Consider the following 22,622-nt stretch of genomic DNA (forward strand, 5'->3'; position numbering starts at 1 on the left):
TTGAGGTGGAAACCAAACGTGAAGTGCAATCATCTGTAAAAGATGAAAGCCTAATTGCTAAACGTCGAATTCAAATGATCCGTGGCGCGGTTTCACTCTTCAAACAGAAGGGTTTTCACCGCACCACGACACGTGAAATCGCAAAAGAAGCGGGTTTTAGCATTGGCACATTATATGAGTACATCCGCACCAAAGAAGACGTCTTATATTTAGTATGTGACAGCATTTATGAGGAAGTGCAGGACCGCTTGTCGACCCTGCCTGCTCAAGCTGGAACTATAGACGGACTCGAATCTTCTATTCGACATTATTATCTTCTGATCGATGAGATGCAGGATGAGTTTGTCGTGATGTACCAAGAGTCTAAATCTCTTCCAAAAGACGCTTTGCAGTATGTGTTGAATAAAGAACTCGGCATGGTCGCAATCTTCGAAGAAATCATTGAAAATTGTCGATTATCTGGTGATGTACACATCGCACAAGAGGACGTTAAACTTGCCGCACATCATGTGGTCGTTCAAGGTCAAATGTGGGCGTTTAGAAGATGGGGTCTTCATAAAGATATGACAATTGACGAATTTATTAGCGTGCAAACACGATTTTTATTACAAGGGATTCAAAGGAATGGGGGAACAGTATGACAGCAACAGTAGAAGTTTATCGTCCAACAAACCATGTTCGTTTTGTAACGGCATCAAGTCTTTTTGACGGTCACGATGCATCGATTAATATTATGCGTCGTATTTTGCAATCAACAGGATCTGAAGTCATTCACTTAGGTCACAATCGTTCAGTTGAAGAAGTTGTAAATGCAGCGATTCAAGAAGATGCGAACGGGATTGCGATCTCATCTTATCAAGGTGGACACGTTGAATACTTCAAGTACATGCATGATTTATTAGCAGAAAGAGGGGCTCCACATATCCGCATTTATGGCGGTGGTGGTGGCGTAATCATTCCTAAAGAAATCAAAGAATTACATGACTACGGGATTGCGTGGATTTTCTCTCCTGAAGACGGTCGTACACTAGGTCTTCAAGGGATGATTAACCGTATGGTAGAAGATTGCGATAAAGCCATTGATACGAAAAATGCAGTGGATCAGTTAGCGCAAGCGGATACGGAACACCCTGAAGTATTATCACATTTAATCACTGTCGCTGAAGACGGGGTTAACAATGAAAACAGCGACGCTAAAGCATTAGTTGAAAAAGCGCGAGAACTATCCAAAGGAACGCCTGTTTTAGGTATTACTGGAACGGGTGGAGCGGGTAAATCAAGTCTTACGGATGAATTAATTCGTCGTTTCCTATCAGAATTCCCTGAGAAGAAAATCGCGGTATTATCCATTGACCCAACGAAACAAAAAACAGGTGGGGCATTACTTGGAGACCGTATTCGCATGAATGCGATTTTCAATAAACGCGTATTTATGCGCAGTCTTGCAACACGTGGTTCACGTACGGAATTATCAGGGGCTATTAGCGACGTTTTAGACGTTGTAAAAGTTGCTGGCTATGATTTGATTGTTGTTGAAACAAGCGGAATCGGACAAGGTGACGCTGAAATCACGAACGTGTCAGATCTTTCTATGTATGTGATGACAAGTGAATTCGGTGCTCCATCACAATTAGAAAAAATCGATATGATTGATTTTGCAGACTTGATTGTTATCAACAAATACGAGCGTAAAGGTTCGGAAGATGCATTGCGTCAAGTTCAAAAGCAATACCAACGTAGCCGCGGTCTATGGGATGCAAGTCTCGATACGATGCCTGTTTACGGGACGATCGCAAGCCAGTTCAATGACAAGGGGACCAATTCTTTATTCGCAGCTTTAGTGGCTCGTGTGAATGAAGTGTGTGGAACTGACTGGCAGACGTCTTATGAACAATTCGTGAAAACGCAAAAGCAAAATGTCATCATTCCAAATGATCGTCGTTACTACTTGCGTGAAATTACGGATGCAGTTCGTGGTTATCACAAAAAATCTGATCAACAAGCTGGTTTAGCACGTCGTTTGTTCCAACTTGAAGGAGCAATCGAAACGGTAAATGAAAAAGCACCGAATGATGCTTTAGTGCAATCATTAACTTCTCTTGCACAAGGCGTGCGTGATGAATTAACAGCGGAATCGAAACGAATTTTAGATAACTGGAAAGCTTTAAAAGAAGCGTATGCAGGAGACGAATTCGTTACAAAAGTACGTGACAAAGAGCTTCGCACAATTTTGCGTACGGAAAGTTTATCAGGATTAAAAGTGCCTAAAGTGGCATTGCCTAAATTTGTAGACTACGGTGAGATTTTACGATGGGTATACAAAGAAAATGTTCCAGGTTCATTCCCTTATACGTCTGGTGTATTCCCGTTCAAACGTGAAGGGGAAGATCCAAAACGCCAATTCGCTGGAGAAGGAACACCAGAACGCACAAACCGTCGTTTCCATTACTTATCAAAAGATGATGATGCGAAGCGTCTATCAACAGCATTTGACTCAGTAACTTTATACGGTGAAGACCCTGATGAACGTCCAGATATTTACGGGAAAGTTGGAGAATCAGGTGTAAGCATCTGTACGCTTGACGATATGAAGAAGCTGTATGATGGCTTTGACTTATGTGCGCCAGCTACGTCTGTATCAATGACGATTAATGGACCTGCGCCAATTATATTAGCGATGTTCATGAATACAGCGATTGATCAACAAGTGAAAGTGAATGAAGAAAAATTCGGTCGCACATTAACGGTTGAAGAATTCATGGAAGTTCGTCAAACGACACTACAAGTAGTTCGTGGTACGGTTCAAGCCGACATTCTAAAAGAAGACCAAGGTCAAAACACATGTATTTTCTCAACTGAATTTGCACTTCGCATGATGGGTGATATTCAACAATACTTTATTGACCAAAAAGTACGTAACTATTATTCGGTTTCGATTTCCGGCTATCACATTGCGGAAGCAGGGGCGAACCCAATTTCACAACTTGCTTTCACATTGGCGAATGGTTTCACATACGTGGAGTATTACTTAAGCCGTGGCATGAACATTGATGACTTTGCACCAAATCTATCATTCTTCTTCTCGAATGGTTTAGACCCAGAATATACGGTTATTGGGCGTGTTGCTCGTCGTATTTGGGCAGTAGTTATGCGTGATAAGTATGGTGCAAATGATCGCAGTCAAAAATTGAAATACCATGTTCAAACATCGGGTCGATCATTGCATGCGCAAGAAATCGATTTCAATGATATTCGTACGACTTTGCAAGCGTTAATGGCATTGCAAGATAACTGTAACTCTCTTCATACAAACGCATATGACGAAGCCATTACAACACCAACAGAAGAATCTGTTCGTCGTGCCATGGCTATTCAAATGATCATTACAAAAGAGTTAGGTCTAGCGAAAAATGAAAACCCACTACAAGGTGCTTTCATTATCGAAGAAATGACGGATCTAGTTGAAGAAGCGGTATTGACAGAGTTCGATCGCATTAATGATCGTGGCGGTGTTCTTGGGGCAATGGAAACTCAGTACCAACGAGGAAAAATCCAAGAAGAGTCGATGCATTATGAAATGTTAAAACATACGGGTGAATTACCGATTATCGGTGTGAACACGTATTTAAATCCAAACCCACCATCTTCAGATGATATTGATAACATGGAGATTGCACGTGCAACAAGTGACGAAAAAGAAACGCAAATTCGTAACTTACGTGCATTCCAACAACGCAACCAATCTGAAGCAGATGCAGCTTTAGCAAAATTAAAAGAAGTAGCTGTAACAGGTGGTAATATCTTTGAACAATTGATGGACACAGTAAAAGTGGCATCACTCGGTCAAATCACAAATGCTCTATATGAAGTAGGCGGACAATACCGTCGTAATATGTAAGCTCAATAGGAAAATCCCGCTCCAAGGTATGAAACTTGGAAGCGGGATTTTTTGTTTTGTTTATCGGTCAAACTCTTTTCGCACAGACATATCAAAGCATGAATACTTAGCAAAAAAGCGTAGACTCCAGCGGGAAAAGAGTAATGGCGAAATCAACTCGGACGTTAAGTCCGAGTTAGTTCGGCGCAAGCCCGCGGAAAAAAGAAGCTATTTTGCGAAATATCATCAACCACATTTACTATTCTATTTTTAAAAGAAATAAGGTCCAATTAATATAACCAAAATCACTAAATTAAGTAGAGTTGCATGCACAATGGCACGGTTTGCGTTGTCTTCAATGATCTTTGTTCGAGACAAGATTAGAGGTAATACACTCACAACACTTGCAATGAATAAAAGAAGATAAAGATGCCAAGTTTCCGATAGATAAGGCATTTTACTAACAATAGAATCTGCATGAAGTATTTGTGAAAATACTAATAATTGACTGATGAACATTGTAGCGATATAACTACTATACATCAAAGGAGATACATGTCGATTTCCTCGTTTTTGAAGATGTGTCCCAGTGAAATAACTGATGAAAGTAGCAGGCACAATCCATAAGAAAGAAAGTAGCGCCAGTAAGATCCCCTTAAATGATTGAGTGAAAAACGAATGGAATGCTTCCTTCGCGTCACCTTTTAATCCATTTTCACTCAGCTCTCTTTTTTCTTCACTTGAAGAAGAGTACATCAATTCATTGTTTAATTTTACATTTTTATAAAAAATAATCGTTTCTTCATTTAACATGACGGGGTGGCTATAAAAATCACCACTCTTTGTCACAACTGATGCTTCGATTCTTTCTGGATTCAACTCACCAACAAATATATGATTGCTTGATCCAGTTTTGGTAGACATAGTAGCTGTAAATGTTAGGTATGGTGTACCTTGTCCATTAAATATCATTGGATTATTCATATCACTAAGTTTTTCACCAGATACTTTATCAACAAATGTGATCTCTGAAAATATAGGATCTTCTGGAGTTGTTTTAGATATATTGGCAGTTCGAATGTATTTATGACGATCACCAGCTGATTTGAGACCGATTTCTAGTAAAATTGAATATTCATTCGCATTTAAAGCGAATACATGCATGGAATGTAAATTCTCATTCGCTTTTGTTTTAAATTGAGCAAAAGGTGTAAGGGTTTCATTTGCTTGGTTAATGATGACGGTATTTGTGATCACAGACTTATAAACGACAAAGACTTGATCCTCTACTATAAAGCTTTGCCAAACCGGTTCCTCTGTTACATATTCTTTCGGTTCTTGATTTTCTTTTTGAACGACCAATTTGTTGTCCGTTGTCCAATAAACCAAAATATCTTTAGACTTTGTAAAATCGATTACCGATGATGATATTGGTACACCAGTATTTGGATTGCTAGAACGAAAAAGAGTCTCGTCTTTAATGTAATAAGTAGAGTCTCCGTCCGTCCAAGCTTGAGTTCGATAATTAAAATCGGTTTTCGACCATACTTGGTCACAATTTAAATTTGAATCGCAGTCGACATAATCCCAACGATCAAAAGATATTCTGCTTATTCCAAATCCATTTTCAGTTGGGACACTTTGTAGTTTAAAATAGTCCGTTCCTTTTCCATCAGTGGGGAATGAACGACTCCATTCAGGTGAAGGTGGTTGCTTTTGTTCATCTAAAGCAATGGAATATTGAAAACTTAAAAATACAATGATGAGTAGAGTCGTGATGAGTTTAAATGATTTATTCATAATCATGTCCTTTACATTTAAAATTGATTTTTCATTCATTATGACATAATTAACCATCGTTTTGTGTTTAAATTTCAATAAGTCTAATAGAAAATCCCGTATCCAAGAGTTTATTTTGGATACGGGAATAACGTATGTTTTTCATTAATAGAAATAAGGACCAATCAATACGAATAAAATAAATAGATTTAAAATTGTGGCATGGACTATGGCGCGATTCGCATTGTCGTCATCTAGTTTTGTAAGAGATAGAAATACTGGTAGAACACTAACAATCGTTGCGATCAATAAAATCATGTAAATATGCCAAGTTTCTGAAAGATAGATCATTTTACTAACCATGGTTTCTGGATGCAGCAATTGGGAAAAAAGTAAAAACTGTGTGATTAATAGAGTAACCATATAAGCGATATACATCCATAAGTATTTTAACTGATTACCATATTTCCCTAGTTGATTCACGAGAAAGTAACTGACGAAACTTGCTGGAACAATCCACACAACGGAAAGCATTGCTAGTAAAATCCCTTTGAATAAATGTGCAAATAATAAATGGAAAGCTTCTAATGCATCACCTTTTAAACCGTTGGCACTAGCCGCTCTTATTTCCTCGAGCTTCGAAGAATACATCATGACTTTACCCGAACGAGTTTCTTTATAATATATAATCGTATCTTCATTTATTATAAGTGGGTGAGAGTAATAATTATCACTTTTTGAAACAGCAGAAGCTTCGATTATTTTAGGATTAAATTCTGCTACATAAATATGATTGCCTGAAGATTTAGTAGCTGAGAACGTTAATAAAATTTTGTTGGTTCCTATAAAGAAAGAAGGATAATTCATATTCCTTAATTTTTCACCCGACTCTTTATCAAAAAAAATGATATCTGACAGTTTATAATCATCTGGATTTGTTTTAGATAAGACTGCTGCTCTTAGGGTCTTCTTGCGCGAGCCAGCCTCTTTCATCCCTATTTCTAGGTGAAGAACATATTGATCTTCATTAAGAGACAACATGCCCAACGAATGAATTGTTTCATAGGATTTCGCAATAAAATGAGTGTAAGGGGTAATTGTTTCGTTTACTTTACTGATGCTCACTTTATTCGTTTTGATAGACTTACTAACAATAAATACTTGATCATCGACAACAATGCTTGACCAAACTGGCTCATCGGTTACATATTCTTGTGGTTCATCACTGCCTTTTTGAACAACTAATGTATTATTCGTTTTCCAATATACCAAGATATCTTTGGTTTTTGTGAAGTCCACGACAGAGGATGAAATAGCAGTGTTTACTCCATGAGTTGTGGAACTAAATAGAGTATCATCTTTAATGAAATAAGTTGTATGACCGTCTGACCAAGTTTTCTTTTTATAATTAAAGTCATCGATCGACCAAAGTTCTTGGCAATCTAAATCGTATGTACATTCAACATAATCCCATTGTTTGAAAGTTGTTCTACTAATGCTATAACCATTATCATTTGGAACACTTTGAAGTTTGAAATATTTGCTTCCATGATTATCAGTTTCAATAGATCGACTCCAATCTGGTGAAGGAGGCATTTTTTGTTCTTTTAAAGCAATCGAATACTGAAAGCTTATACAAATGATTATCAGTAGAAGTGTAATGATTTTAAAAGATTTTTTCATAGTATCTTCCTTTTCTATCAAAAACGATTTTTACTTATTATGCCATACTAGGGGAGTTATGGGTTGATAAATTTCAAAGAATTATGAAAATGATGTTTGAAATGGACACCTATTGCACGATTTTAGGTATAATAAACCTATTGGAATGGGGAGGATGTCATATATGAAGAATACGATGCATGTAGTCGTGATTGTGGGATGTTTAATCGTGACATTTTTCTTGTATAATAAACAAATGGGTGCAATACCCCTTCTTCTATTGTCCTTCTATTTGTTTTTTTATGGATGGCAAAAACTCTATCATGCAAAAAACAAGAAATGACGGTAGCATATTAAGAGATAGATTGTATATAATGGGTATTATGCTTAGGCAAGTAGAAAGGACGTGTACGAGTTGAAATTTCGTGAAATGACAAAAGAACAACTAAAAGAAGAATCGTTTATCGATTTGGGATATGCAGTACTAGAAGAAAAGCATGAATCATTAACTTTACAAGAGTTGTTAAATGAGATTCAGGCTTTAAACGGTTTCACAAATGCACAAATGAAAGAGCGCATGCTTCAATACTATACAGATATGAATATTGATGGACGCTTTTTAGCGATTTCTGAAAATCGTTGGGGCTTACGTGAATGGTATCCTGTAGAACAAATTGAAGAAGAAACTGCACCAACTGTCAAAGTCCGCAAGAAAAAAGCGAAAGCTGCTGCTGACGACGATGATTTAGATGACACAGATGATGACGAAATCACATTTGAAGAAGACTTCGACGAATTCGTTGAAGTGGATGCTGACGACGATGATGATGACTTCGACATTGATGAAGATGATGAAGATGAAGAAGAAGTTGCTGAAATCGAAGTAGAAGTAGCAGTTGATTTAATCGAGACGGATGACGATTTCGAAATCGTTGAAGATGAAGAAGAGGACGAGGACGAAGACGAAGAATAGGTCTTGACTTATTTAGCCTTTCCGATTACTCTTTTAATTGGGCTCCCTAAAAAGGGAGATTGAACGCTTATATAATGCGCTCCCCCTGCAAACACTGCAGGTGGGGCGCTTTTTTTATTGAAGAGTGAAAAGTGCGACTAAAGCGCTCGTAGCTAGGCATGAAATTCCTATATAAAAGTCCTACCATTTTAAAATACCGAAGGAGGAATTTGCTTTGACTAAATATATTTTTGTAACGGGTGGAGTAGTATCATCACTCGGAAAAGGAATCACAGCGGCATCTCTAGGCCGTTTATTAAAAAACCGAGGATTGAATGTTGCCATTCAAAAATTCGATCCTTATATTAACGTGGACCCAGGAACAATGAGTCCTTACCAACACGGGGAAGTGTATGTAACGGACGATGGTGCTGAGGCGGACTTAGATTTAGGTCACTATGAACGTTTCATCGATATTAATGTGAGCAAATTCTCAAACGTGACAACAGGTAAAGTGTATTCTGCTGTCTTGAAAAAAGAACGTCGTGGAGATTACCTAGGTGGAACAGTTCAAGTAATTCCACACATCACGAATGAAATCAAAGAACGTTTAGTACGGGTTGCAAAAGAAACAAATGCAGACGTTGTTATTACTGAAATTGGGGGAACGGTTGGTGATATCGAATCACTTCCATTCCTAGAGGCAATTCGTCAAATGAAAGGCGATTTCGGTGGGGATAATGTTATGTACATTCACTGTACATTAATTCCGTACATCCGAGCTGCTGGAGAAATGAAAACAAAACCTACGCAACATAGTGTGAAAGAACTTCGCAGTTTAGGAATTCAACCAAATATTATTGTCGTACGTACAGAACATGCAGTTCCTCAAGATATGAAGGATAAAATTGCTTTATTCTGCGACATTAAAGCAAGCGAAGTAATCGAAGCACGTGACGCGGAATCCTTATACGAAGTACCTTTAGCATTACAAGAACAACATATGGACCAAATCGTCCTTGATCACTTTGGAATCAAAGCTCCCGAAGCTGACATGACAGATTGGACTGCTTTAGTAGATCGCGTTAAAAATCTATCTAAAAAAGTTCGCATCGGTTTAGTTGGAAAATATGTTGAGTTACAAGATGCTTACATTTCAGTTGTTGAAGCAATGAAACATGCAGGATTTGCATTTGATGCAGATATCGAAGTGAAATGGATCAATGCTGAACATGTAAATCAAGATAATGTAACTGAATGGTTAAACGATGTAGATGGTATTTTAGTGCCTGGTGGATTTGGGGACCGCGGAGTAGAAGGTAAAATTGCTGCTACAGAATACGCTCGTGTTAATAACGTACCATTCCTAGGAATCTGTTTAGGTATGCAATTGGCAACAGTTGAATTCGCACGTAACATCTTAGATTTACAAGGTGCACATTCGTCTGAATTAAACCCTGCTACACCGTATCCAATTATTGATTTATTACCAGAACAAAAAGACGTCGAGGACTTAGGTGGTACACTGCGATTAGGTCTTCAACCGTGTAAATTGGTTCCTGGTACAAAAGCGCATGAAGCTTATGGTCAAGAACTTGTTTACGAACGTCACCGTCACCGTTATGAATTTAATAACGAATACCGTGAGCAATTTGAAGCTGCAGGTTTCATTTTCTCAGGAACTAGTCCAGATGGCCGATTAATTGAAGTGATTGAACTAGCAAATCACCCATTCTTCGTTGCTTCTCAGTTCCACCCAGAATTTATCTCTCGTCCACAACGTCCACAACCATTATTCCGTGAATTTATTCGCGCATCGGTTGGAGAATAAAAAGATTGAATTAAAAAGGGTGTCCCATTAGTCACGTCAGGTGACTTTGGGACACTTTTTTTATGGATCGATTTGGATCTCAGTTAGAATTTTGTGGTTCTTGGTTAGAATTATGGCGTTCTCAGTTAGAATTTTTACCATCACAGTTAGAAGAGTCGCCATCACAGTTGTAATTGTTCAATAGAGTATGCCAACAGTAAAGGCTGCGGAAGCGAAGCGGGCAGCACCAATTTATGTTTTTAAGATCTGAATTGCCCACCGTTATCCTTTCCGAGGAAACATCTTCGAATAACCTTAGAAGTACACGAAATTTTTAAAAGTAAAAAACTGATCGTTTATCTGCTACGGATAGACGTGAGATTTCTTGTGTCGATCCTATTTATCTATTAAAAAGTAAACAAAATATTTTTTTTGCACATTTATTACTGAAAAAAGAAGGATTTTTGGTAGAATTGTAGAAAAGTAAGTTGAATGGGTAAAAAAGGGAGTCTGGTTATCGTGAAAAAATTGTTAATCGTAGACGATCAACAAGGAATTCGTCTTTTATTAAATGAAGTTTTTAAGCGAGAAGGGTATGAAACGTTTTTAGCGGCAAATGGAATTGAAGCTTTGGATATCGCAGAGCGTATAAAACCGGATGGCGTTTTATTAGATATGAAGATTCCTGGTATGGATGGAATAGAAATTTTAAAAAGATTAAAATCAAAAATGCCTGAGGTTCCCGTTGTTATGATGACCGCTTATGGAGAACTTGACTTAATCCAAGAAGCAATGAAATTAGGAGCAGCTCATTACTTTACAAAACCATTCGATATTTACGAAGTTCGGGATGCTGTAAACACAATGTTACAAGATTGAAACAAAGCAGCTAGTGGCAATCACTGGCTGCTTTTGGTATGATAAGAGATGGTTAAACTACGATAATTTACTTCCTATAGATGAAATGGAGGATTTCTCAATGGCACTAGTATCAATGAAAGACATGATGATCAAAGGGAAAAAAGAAGGCTATGCAATTGGACAATTTAATATTAATAACTTGGAGTTCACGCAAGCCATTTTACAAGCAGCTCAAGAAGAAAAATCTCCAGTAATTCTAGGAGTTTCTGAGGGTGCAGCTCGATATATGGGTGGTTTTACAACAGTAGTTCACATGGTAAAAGGTTTAATGCATGATTATAAAATTACTGTTCCAGTAGCGATTCACTTAGATCATGGTTCTAGTTTTGAAAAATGTAAGGAAGCAATTGACGCTGGATTTACTTCAGTTATGATTGATGCTTCTCATCATCCACTTGAAGAAAATATTGAAATTACATCTAAAGTAGTTGAATATGCACATGCTAAAGGAGTATCAGTTGAAGCTGAGCTAGGTACAGTTGGCGGCCAAGAAGATGATATTATTGCTGACGGCGTTATCTATGCGGATCCAAAAGAATGTGCAGAGTTAGTGAATCGTACGGATATTGATTGTTTAGCACCAGCATTAGGTTCTGTTCATGGACCATACAAAGGTGAACCAAACCTTGGCTTTGCTGAGATGGAAGAAATCTCTAAACTATCTGATTTACCACTAGTACTTCACGGTGGTACTGGAATTCCAGTGAAAGATATTCAACGTTCAATTTCACTTGGAACGGCAAAAATTAATGTAAATACAGAAAATCAAATCGCAGCAACAAAAGCGATTCGTGATTTCTTAAATAACAACCCGGATGCTTACGATCCACGCAAGTATTTAATCCCAGCCCGTGATGCGATTCAAACGACTGTGCAAGGGAAAATGCGCGACTTTGGAAGTGCAGGGAAAGCGTAAGCTGAATAATCAAGAAAATGACTAACAAGGAGAAGTGTCCGTTGACATTGTTTGCGGCCTTCTCCTCTTTTTCCATAAATAGGAGGCAATACTAATATGAAGTTTTTTATTGATACAGCAAATTTTGAAGAAATAAAAGAAGCGCATGCGTGGGGGATTTTATCTGGTGTTACGACAAACCCTTCACTCGTTGCAAAAGAAAATATTTCTTTTCATGACCGTTTACGCGAAATCACTACACTAGTTGAAGGTTCAGTAAGTGCAGAAGTAATTGCTTTAGACGCTGAAGGCATGATTAAAGAAGGACGCGAATTAGCAGCAATCGCTCCAAATATCACGGTTAAATTACCGATGACGCCGGATGGCTTAGCAGCATGTTCTGTATTTTCTAAAGAAGGCATTAAAACAAATATCACGTTAATTTTTAGTGCCAATCAAGCACTTCTTGCAGCGCGCGCTGGAGCGACTTATGTATCGCCATTTCTTGGACGTTTAGATGATATTGGTCATAATGGAATGGATTTAGTTGGCACGATTGCACAAATTTTCGAACTGCATAACATTGAAACTGAAATTATTGCAGCTTCTATCCGTCATCCTCAACATGTAACTGATGCAGCCTTACATGGCGCACATATTGGCACAATGCCAATTAACGTAATGAAACAAATGTTCAAACATCCTTTAACGGATAAAGGAATTGAAGGATTTTTAGCGGATTGGAATAGCAGAAAAAGTGCAGAATAAGTTAACTCTTGAATTGATTGTAGGTGAATGATAATGGATGTATATAAAATAAATGGACAAAAACGTTTGCAAGGTACCATCAAAGTAAGTGGTGCGAAAAATAGTGCAGTTGCTTTAATTCCCGCTTCCATTTTAGCTAATTCGCAAGTGAACATTGAAGGATTACCTGAAATCTCTGATGTATGGACATTAAAAGAATTGCTAGAAGAAATCGGTGGAGAAGTGGACTTTGCTGACGGAACGATGTCAATCGACCCGTCAAAAATGCAAGGAATGCCTTTACCTAACGGGAACGTGAAGAAACTACGCGCTTCTTATTATTTAATGGGTGCAATGCTTGGTCGTTTTAAGAAAGCGGTTATCGGACTTCCGGGAGGATGTTTCTTAGGACCTCGTCCGATTGATCAACACATTAAAGGTTTTGAAGCACTTGGTGCAAAAGTGACGAATGAACACGGCGCCATTTATTTACGTGCTGACGAATTACGTGGAGCTAAAATATATTTAGACGTAGTTAGTGTTGGCGCAACAATTAATATTATGTTGGCAGCTGTCCTTGCTAAAGGACAAACTACGATTGAAAATGCTGCGAAAGAACCTGAAATTATTGACGTTGCTACACTTCTTTCGAATATGGGCGCAAAAATTAAAGGTGCTGGGACGAATGTTATTCGTATCGACGGTGTAGAAGAACTACATGGTACAAATCATACAATTATTCCTGACCGTATCGAAGCGGGGACGTTTATGATTATGGCAGCAGTAGCAGGAGATGGAATTACAGTTGATAACGTGATTCCTTTCCACATGGAAGCTGTGACAGCTAAACTTCGTGAAATGGGTGTAATCGTTGAAGAAGGCGAAGAAAGTGTCTTCATTCCAAAAGCAGAGAATTTAACTGCAGTTGATGTTAAAACACTCGTTTACCCTGGATTTGCAACAGACTTGCAACAGCCATTCTCTGTTTTGATGACGCAAGCAAAAGGTTCTTCCGTTATAACGGATACGATTTATTCTGCCCGCTTTAAACATATCGATGAACTGAAACGCATGAATGCGAGTGCTCGAGTAGAGGGAAGAACGGCCATCATTACAGGTCCTACGAAGTTAGAATCTGCTTCGGTTCGTGCTTCTGATCTACGTGCAGGTGCTGCATTAGTTCTTGCAGGATTAATCGCTGAAGGCGAAACAGAAATCCATGAAATTTCACACATTGAGCGTGGATATAGTTCATTGATTGAGAAATTACAAGGTCTTGGAGCAGATATTCGACGTGAAACACTGCCTGATGAGAAAGTAAAAAAGTTTGAAGATGAAACTCACTAAAAATCGCATCTTGCCACTTATGATACAATGGAATGTGGATAATAAAAGACCGATTTTAAACCGGAATACGGGAGGACTAACAAAATGGAACGCAGTTTATCGATGGAATTAGTACGTGTAACAGAGGCAGCAGCAATTGCTTCAGCACGATGGATGGGTCGCGGCTTGAAAAATGAAGCGGACGACGCAGCAACTACAGCAATGCGTGACGTTTTTAACTCCATACCAATGGAAGGCGTTGTCGTTATTGGTGAAGGCGAAATGGATGAAGCACCGATGCTTTATATTGGGGAAAAACTAGGCTTAGGCAATGGCGGTCCACAAGTGGACGTTGCTGTTGATCCCCTAGAAGGAACTAATATTGTGGCTTCTGGTGGCTGGAATGCATTAGCAGTTTTAGCCATTGCAGACCGAGGAAATCTGTTAAATGCTCCAGATATGTACATGGACAAGATAGCAGTTGGACCGGAAGCTGTCGGCAAAGTGGACATCAATGCTTCTGTAACAGATAACTTGTTAGCAGTTGCACGTGCTAAAAACAAAGACATTGAAGACGTGGTAGCAACCATTTTGAATCGTCCAAGACATCAAAAAATCATTGATGAAATTCGTGCTTCAGGAGCGCGTATTAAATTAATCAATGACGGTGACGTTGCAGGAGCTATTAATACGGCTTTTGATGAAACCGGTGTAGATATTTTATTTGGAATGGGCGGTGCACCTGAAGGCGTAATCGCAGCAGTTGGATTAAAATGCCTAGGCGGTGAAATTCAGGGTCGACTAGTTCCTCAAAATGACGAAGAATTACAACGTTGTATCCGAATGGGACTCGATGTTAGCAAAGTATTCCGAATGGAAGACTTAGTTAAAGGCGATGATGCCATTTTTGCAGCAACAGGCGTAACGGATGGTGAACTCCTACGTGGTGTTCAATTTAAAGGTGCTTATGCAGAGTCACATTCACTAGTTATGCGTGCAAAATCAGGTACCGTGCGTTTCGTAGAGGGACGACACAGCTTGAAGAAAAAACCTCATCTTTTGATGAAAGACTAACTTCAAAATTAATGTCTGGTCTTTAGGGGCCAGACATCTTCTACGTATATCCTTTTCTTGGAATGAATCCATTCCACACAATTCACCCTGCAAAAACACAATAAAATATGAATAAGAGTGGTGCACTATATGTCTACATTGACCATTACAGAATTAGAAAATATGACGTTAAAAGAACTTTATGCGTTAGCTCGTAAATTTAAAGTATCTACATATAGCAAGCTGTCAAAAAAAGAATTAATATTTGCTATATTAAAAACACGTGCTGAACAAGAAGGCTTCTTCTTTATGGAAGGTGTCTTAGAAATTATCCAATCTGAAGGTTTTGGATTCTTACGACCTATCAACTATTCTCCGAGCTCAGAAGATATTTACATCTCAGCCTCTCAGATTCGTCGTTTTGATTTAAGAAACGGTGATAAAGTGACGGGGAAAGTCCGTCCTCCTAAAGAGAACGAGCGATATTACGGATTATTGCAAGTGGAACTAGTAAACGGAGAAGACCCGGATCTTGCAAAAGAACGTGTTCATTTCCCAGGCTTAACTGCGTTATATCCCGATCGTCATATTAAGCTAGAAACAGAACCTAATAAACTTTCTACGCGCATCATGGATTTAGTAGCACCAGTTGGTTTTGGCCAACGTGGATTAATTGTTGCACCTCCTAAAGCTGGTAAGACGATGTTATTAAAAGAAATCGCAAATGCCATCACAACGAATTATCCTGAAGCTGAATTAATTGTTTTATTAATAGACGAGCGTCCTGAAGAAGTAACAGACATTGAACGTTCGGTAAATGCTGATGTAGTGAGTTCTACATTTGATGAAGTTCCAGAAAATCATGTAAAAGTAGCTGAGTTAGTGTTAGACCGTGCGATGAGACTCGTTGAGCATAAGCGAGATGTGATTATTTTGATGGATTCGATTACCCGTTTAGCACGTGCGTATAACCTAGTTATACCACCAAGCGGTCGAACACTATCTGGTGGTATTGACCCAGCAGCATTCCATCGTCCAAAACGTTTCTTTGGTGCAGCACGTAATATTGAAGAAGGCGGAAGCTTGACGATTCTAGCAACTGCTTTAATTGACACAGGGTCACGTATGGATGAAGTCATTTACGAAGAATTCAAAGGTACAGGGAATCTAGAGTTACATCTTGATCGTAGTTTGGCAGAACGTCGCATCTTCCCAGCTCTTGATATTCGTCGATCTGGAACGCGTAAGGAAGAATTATTAATTCCTTCGGATCAGTTAGACAAGCTATGGGCTATTCGTAAAACCTTCTCTGATTCACATGACTTTGGAGAGCGCTTCTTGAAAAAAATGCGTCAATCTAAGTCGAATGAAGACTTTTTCGAGCAATTAAATACTGATATGAAAGAAAAACGTAACGGCAAAGGGTTAATTTAAATAAAAAAGGATGTAAATCAACCTCTTGATTTGCATTTAACTATTTGATATACTGTAAGTCGGTACAAAAACCATATTCTGTGACATATGCGACTGGAATTGAACGGGTCGTGTAAGGTGACAGTTCAATAACCAACTCTGTTCCAGATGGTACAGGGCGAGAGGAGAATTTATTTATGAAACCAGGAATTCATCCAAATTACAAAGTTGCAACAGTTACATGTTCATGTGGTAACTCGTTTGAGACAGGTTCAGTAAAGGAAAACATCAATGTTGAGTTTTGCTCAGAATGTCATCCATTCTATACTGGCCGTCAAAAATTCGCAGCAGCGGATGGCCGTGTTGATCGTTTCAACAAAAAATACGGTCTTAAAGAAGAAATTCAAGAGTAGTAATCAAATACCCGCGTAGAGCATCTGCTCTTCGTGGGTATTTTTCTTTTTTCGATGGGATTTTAATGTGTGTGGGAATCTCAGTTAGAATATTTGACGTTATGGTTAGAATAATGAGGATCTCAGTTAGATAAATGGCCATCTCAGTTAGAATTATCGCAATCTCAGTTGTAATTGTTCCAAAAACTATCGCGAGTCCATAGGAAATCCAATCAAACAAGGCTGCTAAGCAGAGCGTGCAGCACAATTAGGGTTTCAAGAACTGTATAGCCGAGTCTGCAATCGTTCGGCGGGAGTTTCAGTTAGTGTGTAGGAGTCTCAGTTAGAATTTTAGCGGTCTTGGTTAGAATAATAAGGATCTCAGTTAGAAAAATGACCATCTCAGTTGTAATTGTTCCAAAAACTATCGCGAGTACATAGGAAATCCAATCAAACAAGGCTGCTAAGCAGAGCGTGCAGTACAAATTAGGGTTTTAAGAGCCTGAATAGACCCGCCCGCTTGGGGCTTGGCGGGTGTTTCTGTTAGTGTGTAGGAGTCTCAGTTAGAATTTTAACAGTCTTGGTTAGAATTATTAGGATCTCAGTTAGAAAAATGACCATCTCAGTTAGAATTATCGCGATCTCAGTTGTAATTGTAACCGTAAAAAAACAGAAGCATTTTGTGCTTCTGCTTTTTTAGCTACTATTCTTTTTTAACTAACCAGAAGGATTCCGAATAGGTGTAGTGACGATATTTGCTGCTACTTTTTGGTGCCAAATTAAATTTTTTTAAAACGTAAGAACCATCAAATTTATTCTTTAAGTTTAAATAGAATACGCATTCTTTGTTTGAAATAGTGTTCTTACATAAGTAAAACCATTCTTCAATTGCTTGCTTTTGAAGTGATTTTCTTGAAGTTTTACATGTAGGGCATCTGTTTTCATTTGTTAAAGTTATTTCGCATAATGAGCAAAAAATACCTGTTTTCAAATGGTTTAAATCAAAAGGATAAATGTCATGTAATGGTCTAGGAACGAATTCTAAATGGTTTTTATTTAAGAAATTTTTTAATTTCTTAAATTCTGTTGTGGAAATGATATCTGGAAGTTGATTTAATAAATCAAGATGATTAGAAATATCACAGCCCATTAGTACTTTAATATTTTCTGGCGGCTGAGCAATATGAGTGGATGAAAAGGCAAACACAATTCTTTGTTCTACCGGAATATCAATGTTTAACTTCGATAAAATAAATTGAAGTTTTCTATAATGGCGGATTATTTGTTGTTCAGGACATTTAAATGTAGTTGTTTCACCATTTATCTCACGTACCAATTGTTTGGGGTTTGTCTGAAAAATAACTTTACCTTTAATATTTTTGATTTCTAAAATGGCTATATATTTTTTAGTGATTATGAGAGTATCGATTTGTAAATAGGAATTAGGGTTAATTTGAATGTGAAGACCTTTGAGAATTACATGTGGGGTAGGGAAATCGATTTGATTTAAAAAGTGATCAACATATGTTTCACCATGAAATCCGGAATCCGCATATTTTAGTTGATCGGCGATCACTTTAGTGTAGGGGTGATGTTCAGGAAAACGTTTTAATAATCGTTTAAATACTTCAATAGATTTTGGAACAGTTCTTATTGAATTTATAGAGACCCTCCTAAAATAGAATATTTTTTTCATTCCTAATTCGAAACTATCATAATTAAGCTTGCAAGAGCAAGTTTTGACAAAGGATTATCGAATAATATTATCTCAGTTAGAATTTGAGCAATCTTGGTTAGAATTATGAGGATCTCAGTTAGAAAATTGACCATCTCAGTTAGAAGAATCGCGATCTCAGTTGTAATTGTGCCCAAATCTTACGCGAGTACATTGGAAATCCAAAAACCCAAGGCTGCTAAGCAGAGCGTGCAGCACAAATTAGGGTTTCAATAGCTGAATAGCCCCGCCCGCAGTCGCTTTGGCGGGTGTCTGTTAGGGTGTAGGAGTCTCAGTTAGAATTTTAGCAATCATGGTTAGAATTATAAGAATCTCAGTTAGAAAAATGACCATCTCAGTTAGAAGAATCGCGATCTCTGTTGTAATCGTGCCAAAATCTTTCGAGAGTACATAGGAAATCCAATCAAACAAGGCTGCTAAACAGAGCGTGTAGCACAAATTAGATTTTCAAGAGCTGAATAGCCCCGCCCGCTTGGCGCTTGGCGGGTGTTTCTGTTAGTGTGTGGAAGTCTCAGTTAGAATTTTAGCGATCTTGGTTAGAATTATAAGGATCTCAGTTAGAGAAATGACCATCTCAGTTAGAACTATCGCAATCTCAGTTGTAATTGTTCCAATAACCGTCGCGAGCTCATAGGAATTCCCTCCAAAAGAGCACGCAGTCCAAATCAGGGTTTGACACCCTTAACACAACTTCTTGTGAAAATAAAGAGAGGTAATGTAAAAAGAATTTCGGTATGATAGGGAATAGAGAGTTTTGAAAGGAGTGTCTTCTATGTACGTGATGACACAATCTGGTTGGGTAGAGGTTATTTGCGGAAGTATGTTCTCCGGGAAATCTGAGGAATTAATTCGTCGCGTTAGACGCGCGCAATTTGCAAAACAAAAGATTGCGGTGTTCAAACCGCGTATAGATAATCGCTATAGCGAAGAAGAAGTCGTAAGTCATAATGGAACTAAAGTAATTGCGATGCCTGTAGAAAGTTCAAAAGATATTTGGCCGCATATTTCGGACGAGTATGATGTGATCGGAATAGATGAAGCACAATTCTTTGATGAAGGAATTACAGATGTCGTTCAACGATTAGCAGATCATGGCTTCCGCGTCATTGTTGCAGGTTTAGATCAAGACTTCAGAGGCGAGCCATTTGGTCCTATGCCTAAAATGATGTCGCTAGCTGAACAAGTGACGAAGCTTCAAGCGGTTTGCCAAACTTGTGGATCACCAGCAAGTCGAACGCAAAGACTTATTAATGGGCAGCCTGCAGGGTACGAAGATCCAATTATTCTGATTGGTGCAACGGAAGCATATGAACCGAGATGTCGTCATCATCACGAGGTGCCGGCGGGTGTAACTCATCAAACAACTCTTGCATATGACAAAGAGTAGCGAAAGCTGCTCTTTTTCTATATAATTATACTGTTAAAGATATAAATGAACGGATGAGGTGATAACATGTTCGACCGCTTACAATCGGTAGAAGACCGATATGATCGATTAAATGAATTACTAAGTGACCCTGATATTGTTAATGATACGAACAAGTTACGCACACTTTCTAAAGAGCAGTCTGACCTGCAAGATACAGTGGATGCGTATCGCGAATATAAGGATATTAAAGCCCAATTAGCCGAAGCGAAAGCGATGCTTGAAGAAAAGCTAGATGCCGATATGCGCGAGATGGTAAAAGAAGAGGTTAATGAACTTGAACCACAAATCGAAGCGATTGAAGAACGCTTGAAACTTCTTTTGATTCCAAAGGATCCGAATGATGATAAGAACGTTATCATCGAGATTCGTGGAGCTGCCGGCGGAGATGAAGCTGCTTTATTTGCAGGGAATCTATTCCGCATGTACAGTCGATTTGCAGATGCTCAAGGCTGGAAAGTGGATGTTATGGATTCTTCACCGACTGGAATTGGTGGTTATAAAGAAGTCATCTTTATGATTAACGGGACTGGTGCTTATTCGAAAATGAAATACGAAAACGGAGCACACCGTGTACAACGTGTACCGGAAACTGAATCTGGCGGACGTATTCACACGTCAACAGCAACAGTTGCTTGTTTACCTGAAGTAGAAGAAGTCGACGTAGAAATTCATGAAAATGATATTCGTACGGATACGTACGCTTCATCAGGGGCCGGTGGACAATCGGTTAATACAACGATGTCAGCTGTGCGTTTAACGCATATTCCGACTGGTACGGTTGTAACGTGCCAAGATGAAAAATCTCAAATTAAAAACAAAGCGAAAGCAATGACGGTTTTACGTGCACGTGTTGCTGATAAATTCCGTCAAGAAGCGCAGGCTGAGTACGACTCTGTTCGTAAGTCAGCAGTTGGGACAGGAGATCGTTCAGAACGAATTCGCACGTACAACTATCCACAAAACCGAGTGACTGATCACCGTGTTGGTTTAACGATTCAAAAGTTAGATCAAATTATGGAAGGTAAATTGGATGAAATCGTGGATGTATTAATCTTAACGGATCAATCAGAACGTTTAGATCGGATGAATGAATCAGATGTATAAGTATATATATGAGGCCCTATCTAGGGCTTCTTCTTTTTTAATTGAAAACAAAAGAGAAGAACCTGTTGCTCGATTGCTGCTTCAACATGTTTTAAACAAAACGCATGCTCAATTACTTGCGGATATGCGAGAACCAATGTCAGAAACTGAGTATGAACACTATTGGTCGCTCATTGAAGAACATGTAAAAGGAAAACCAGTGCAGTATATTACTGGATCTGAAGAATTTTACGGTCGCAACTTTGAAGTGAACGAACATGTATTAATTCCACGTCCAGAAACGGAAGAACTAGTTTACGAAACAATAAATAGAGTAAAATCTCTTTTTTCGAATAAAACAGATGTCCTAGTGGCAGATATCGGAACTGGCAGTGGCGTAATAGGTATTTCTCTTAAACTGGAACAGCCTTCATTCCAAGTAACAGTTACTGATTTGTCTCAAGATGCACTAGATATGGCGAAGAGAAACGCTGAATCACTAGGAGCAGATATTCATTTTAAACAAGGTGATTTATCTAAACCAATCGCTGATCAAAAGTGGGATGTTGTTTTATCTAACCCACCGTATATTGCGTTTGAGGAAGCGGAGACTCTATCTGATAGTGTGTATGAATACGAACCACACTCTGCTTTATTTGCTGAAGAACAAGGTCTGTATTTATATAAGCGGCTGTCTGAAGAGTTGCCTTCAATGATGAATAAACCTGGACTAATTGGTCTTGAAATCGGTCACGAACAAGGACCGACCGTGCAAGAATTTTTCCAACTAGCATTCCCAAAAGCTAAAGTTGATATAGTAAAAGACATTAACGGAAAAAATCGAATGATATTTTGCGAGATAAGTGAATAAAGTATCCACACCTTGTCCACAATAGGGGCAAGGAGGCGAACAAAACATGTTGCCAGATTACGAGATTATTAGAAATGAATCACCACAATCGAAAAGATCCCCATGGATGGAACTCATTTTTTCTTTATTGATCATTCAAACAATGTTGTTCTTATTGCCAAGTGCGAGTGGGGCAGCTGAAGCAATACCTGCTGATGCCATTCATGTACGAATTGTTGCAAATAGTAACACGCAAGAGGATCAAGAAATGAAGTCATTGATTCAAGAAGAAATTCAACCGATTTTAGTCGAAGCCATTGCAACTGCAAAATCGGCAGAAGAACTAGAACATCAGTTGAGCAGTTTAACGAATGAAATGACAAAGCGTGCTGGGAAAATCACGAAAAAAATGATTCAGATTCAAGTAGTAGATGCACTCATTCCACCTAAAAAAGATGGTTCCATTTTTTATTCACAAAATGTACAAAAAGCATTAGTTGTTACGATTGGTGAAGGTAAAGGGGACAATTGGTGGTGCGCATTATTTCCAAAAGTCTGCTACCGTGATGAAGAGCCGAAGGAAGAACCAGTGAAGTTTTGGACGTGGGAGTGGATAAAAAACAAGTTTTGGTCGTAGTTATCCACCGATTGTTCACTACTTATCCACACTATGTGTATAACTAATGGATAAACCGCGA

Annotated in this window: 19 protein-coding genes; 16 read left to right on the plus strand and 3 right to left on the minus strand. The window is 38.5% G+C overall.

Annotated features, from left to right (window positions below; genetic code table 11):
• The first annotated feature begins 5 nt into the window (after positions 1 to 5).
• Both AC3EA5_RS12135 and icmF read left to right on the plus strand, forming a co-directional pair.
• Positions 6 to 641: a TetR/AcrR family transcriptional regulator gene (locus AC3EA5_RS12135; protein WP_488608580.1), complete on the plus strand. Its 636-nt coding sequence runs from the start codon at positions 6 to 8 to the stop codon at positions 639 to 641.
• Positions 638 to 3,898, plus strand: a complete 3,261-nt coding sequence (gene icmF / locus AC3EA5_RS12140) for a fused isobutyryl-CoA mutase/GTPase IcmF (protein WP_488608581.1) — start codon at positions 638 to 640, stop codon at positions 3,896 to 3,898. Before AC3EA5_RS12135 ends, icmF begins: the two co-directional genes overlap by 4 nt.
• A 249-nt stretch (positions 3,899 to 4,147) precedes the next feature.
• Here icmF and AC3EA5_RS12145 read toward each other — a convergent pair whose 3' ends face one another.
• On the minus strand, positions 4,148 to 5,677 hold the full coding sequence (locus AC3EA5_RS12145) for a hypothetical protein (RefSeq protein ID WP_488608582.1): 1,530 nt from the start codon (positions 5,675 to 5,677) through the stop codon (positions 4,148 to 4,150).
• Between the two features lie 144 nt (positions 5,678 to 5,821).
• Positions 5,822 to 7,339: a hypothetical protein gene (locus AC3EA5_RS12150; protein WP_488608583.1), complete on the minus strand. Its 1,518-nt coding sequence runs from the start codon at positions 7,337 to 7,339 to the stop codon at positions 5,822 to 5,824.
• A 163-nt stretch (positions 7,340 to 7,502) separates the two neighbouring features.
• On the opposite strand from AC3EA5_RS12150, the gene AC3EA5_RS12155 reads away from it, so the two are divergent.
• The 10 genes from AC3EA5_RS12155 to rpmE all read left to right on the plus strand — a co-directional run bounded on the left by AC3EA5_RS12155 (position 7,503) and on the right by rpmE (position 16,848).
• Positions 7,503 to 7,661 (plus strand): hypothetical protein, encoded by a 159-nt coding sequence (locus tag AC3EA5_RS12155; RefSeq protein WP_394190343.1) that lies wholly within the window; start codon positions 7,503 to 7,505, stop codon positions 7,659 to 7,661.
• Between the two features lie 72 nt (positions 7,662 to 7,733).
• Positions 7,734 to 8,291: a DNA-directed RNA polymerase subunit delta gene (gene rpoE / locus AC3EA5_RS12160; RefSeq protein ID WP_488608584.1), complete on the plus strand. Its 558-nt coding sequence runs from the start codon at positions 7,734 to 7,736 to the stop codon at positions 8,289 to 8,291.
• 214 nt (positions 8,292 to 8,505) lie between these two features.
• Positions 8,506 to 10,101 (plus strand): CTP synthase, encoded by a 1,596-nt coding sequence (gene pyrG / locus AC3EA5_RS12165; RefSeq protein ID WP_488608585.1) that lies wholly within the window; start codon positions 8,506 to 8,508, stop codon positions 10,099 to 10,101.
• Between the two features lie 498 nt (positions 10,102 to 10,599).
• Positions 10,600 to 10,959: a response regulator gene (locus AC3EA5_RS12170; protein ID WP_488608586.1), complete on the plus strand. Its 360-nt coding sequence runs from the start codon at positions 10,600 to 10,602 to the stop codon at positions 10,957 to 10,959.
• Positions 10,960 to 11,059: 100 nt separating this feature from the next.
• Positions 11,060 to 11,917 carry a class II fructose-bisphosphate aldolase gene (locus tag AC3EA5_RS12175; RefSeq protein WP_488608587.1) on the plus strand — a complete coding sequence of 286 codons (858 nt, stop codon included), beginning with the start codon at positions 11,060 to 11,062 and terminating at the stop codon, positions 11,915 to 11,917.
• 96 nt (positions 11,918 to 12,013) lie between these two features.
• Positions 12,014 to 12,664, plus strand: coding sequence for a fructose-6-phosphate aldolase (gene fsa, locus AC3EA5_RS12180; protein ID WP_488608588.1), 651 nt, complete (start codon positions 12,014 to 12,016; stop codon positions 12,662 to 12,664).
• 33 nt (positions 12,665 to 12,697) lie between these two features.
• A complete protein-coding gene (murA, locus tag AC3EA5_RS12185) occupies positions 12,698 to 13,990 on the plus strand; it encodes a UDP-N-acetylglucosamine 1-carboxyvinyltransferase (RefSeq protein ID WP_488608589.1) in 1,293 nt (430 codons plus the stop codon).
• 84 nt (positions 13,991 to 14,074) lie between these two features.
• Positions 14,075 to 15,043 (plus strand): class II fructose-bisphosphatase, encoded by a 969-nt coding sequence (gene glpX, locus AC3EA5_RS12190; protein ID WP_488608590.1) that lies wholly within the window; start codon positions 14,075 to 14,077, stop codon positions 15,041 to 15,043.
• Positions 15,044 to 15,172: 129 nt separating this feature from the next.
• Positions 15,173 to 16,456, plus strand: coding sequence for a transcription termination factor Rho (gene rho, locus AC3EA5_RS12195; RefSeq protein WP_488608591.1), 1,284 nt, complete (start codon positions 15,173 to 15,175; stop codon positions 16,454 to 16,456).
• Between the two features lie 176 nt (positions 16,457 to 16,632).
• Positions 16,633 to 16,848 (plus strand): 50S ribosomal protein L31, encoded by a 216-nt coding sequence (gene rpmE / locus AC3EA5_RS12200; RefSeq protein ID WP_394190325.1) that lies wholly within the window; start codon positions 16,633 to 16,635, stop codon positions 16,846 to 16,848.
• A 682-nt stretch (positions 16,849 to 17,530) separates the two neighbouring features.
• Here rpmE and AC3EA5_RS12205 read toward each other — a convergent pair.
• Complete coding sequence (locus AC3EA5_RS12205; RefSeq protein WP_488608592.1) at positions 17,531 to 18,523, minus strand: nuclease-related domain-containing protein; 993 nt, start codon at positions 18,521 to 18,523, stop codon at positions 17,531 to 17,533.
• 811 nt (positions 18,524 to 19,334) lie between these two features.
• Here AC3EA5_RS12205 and AC3EA5_RS12210 point away from each other — a divergent pair.
• From AC3EA5_RS12210 to AC3EA5_RS12225, 4 genes are all read left to right on the plus strand, one after another.
• Entirely contained in the window at positions 19,335 to 19,949 is a 615-nt protein-coding gene (locus AC3EA5_RS12210; RefSeq protein WP_488608593.1) for a thymidine kinase, read from the plus strand.
• 66 nt (positions 19,950 to 20,015) lie between these two features.
• Positions 20,016 to 21,095 (plus strand): peptide chain release factor 1, encoded by a 1,080-nt coding sequence (prfA, locus tag AC3EA5_RS12215; RefSeq protein WP_394190321.1) that lies wholly within the window; start codon positions 20,016 to 20,018, stop codon positions 21,093 to 21,095.
• Complete coding sequence (prmC, locus tag AC3EA5_RS12220; RefSeq protein WP_488608594.1) at positions 21,079 to 21,945, plus strand: peptide chain release factor N(5)-glutamine methyltransferase; 867 nt, start codon at positions 21,079 to 21,081, stop codon at positions 21,943 to 21,945. The genes prfA and prmC overlap by 17 nt, the downstream gene beginning before the upstream one ends.
• A 46-nt stretch (positions 21,946 to 21,991) precedes the next feature.
• Entirely contained in the window at positions 21,992 to 22,561 is a 570-nt protein-coding gene (locus AC3EA5_RS12225; protein ID WP_488608595.1) for a stage II sporulation protein R, read from the plus strand.
• The last annotated feature ends 61 nt before the right edge of the window (positions 22,562 to 22,622 follow it).

The sequence above is a fragment of the Paenisporosarcina sp. genome (assembly GCF_057785155.1).

Coding starts and splice junctions, on each gene's coding strand:
- icmF (WP_488608581.1), top strand. CDS start 638: ATGACAGCAACAGTAGAAGTTTATCGTCCAACAAACCATGTTCGTTTT.
- AC3EA5_RS12145 (WP_488608582.1), bottom strand. CDS start 5,677: ATGAATAAATCATTTAAACTCATCACGACTCTACTCATCATTGTATTT.
- AC3EA5_RS12150 (WP_488608583.1), bottom strand. CDS start 7,339: ATGAAAAAATCTTTTAAAATCATTACACTTCTACTGATAATCATTTGT.
- AC3EA5_RS12155 (WP_394190343.1), top strand. CDS start 7,503: ATGAAGAATACGATGCATGTAGTCGTGATTGTGGGATGTTTAATCGTG.
- AC3EA5_RS12175 (WP_488608587.1), top strand. CDS start 11,060: ATGGCACTAGTATCAATGAAAGACATGATGATCAAAGGGAAAAAAGAA.
- fsa (WP_488608588.1), top strand. CDS start 12,014: ATGAAGTTTTTTATTGATACAGCAAATTTTGAAGAAATAAAAGAAGCG.
- murA (WP_488608589.1), top strand. CDS start 12,698: ATGGATGTATATAAAATAAATGGACAAAAACGTTTGCAAGGTACCATC.
- glpX (WP_488608590.1), top strand. CDS start 14,075: ATGGAACGCAGTTTATCGATGGAATTAGTACGTGTAACAGAGGCAGCA.
- rho (WP_488608591.1), top strand. CDS start 15,173: ATGTCTACATTGACCATTACAGAATTAGAAAATATGACGTTAAAAGAA.
- rpmE (WP_394190325.1), top strand. CDS start 16,633: ATGAAACCAGGAATTCATCCAAATTACAAAGTTGCAACAGTTACATGT.
- AC3EA5_RS12205 (WP_488608592.1), bottom strand. CDS start 18,523: ATGAAAAAAATATTCTATTTTAGGAGGGTCTCTATAAATTCAATAAGA.
- AC3EA5_RS12210 (WP_488608593.1), top strand. CDS start 19,335: ATGTACGTGATGACACAATCTGGTTGGGTAGAGGTTATTTGCGGAAGT.
- prfA (WP_394190321.1), top strand. CDS start 20,016: ATGTTCGACCGCTTACAATCGGTAGAAGACCGATATGATCGATTAAAT.
- prmC (WP_488608594.1), top strand. CDS start 21,079: ATGAATCAGATGTATAAGTATATATATGAGGCCCTATCTAGGGCTTCT.
- AC3EA5_RS12225 (WP_488608595.1), top strand. CDS start 21,992: ATGTTGCCAGATTACGAGATTATTAGAAATGAATCACCACAATCGAAA.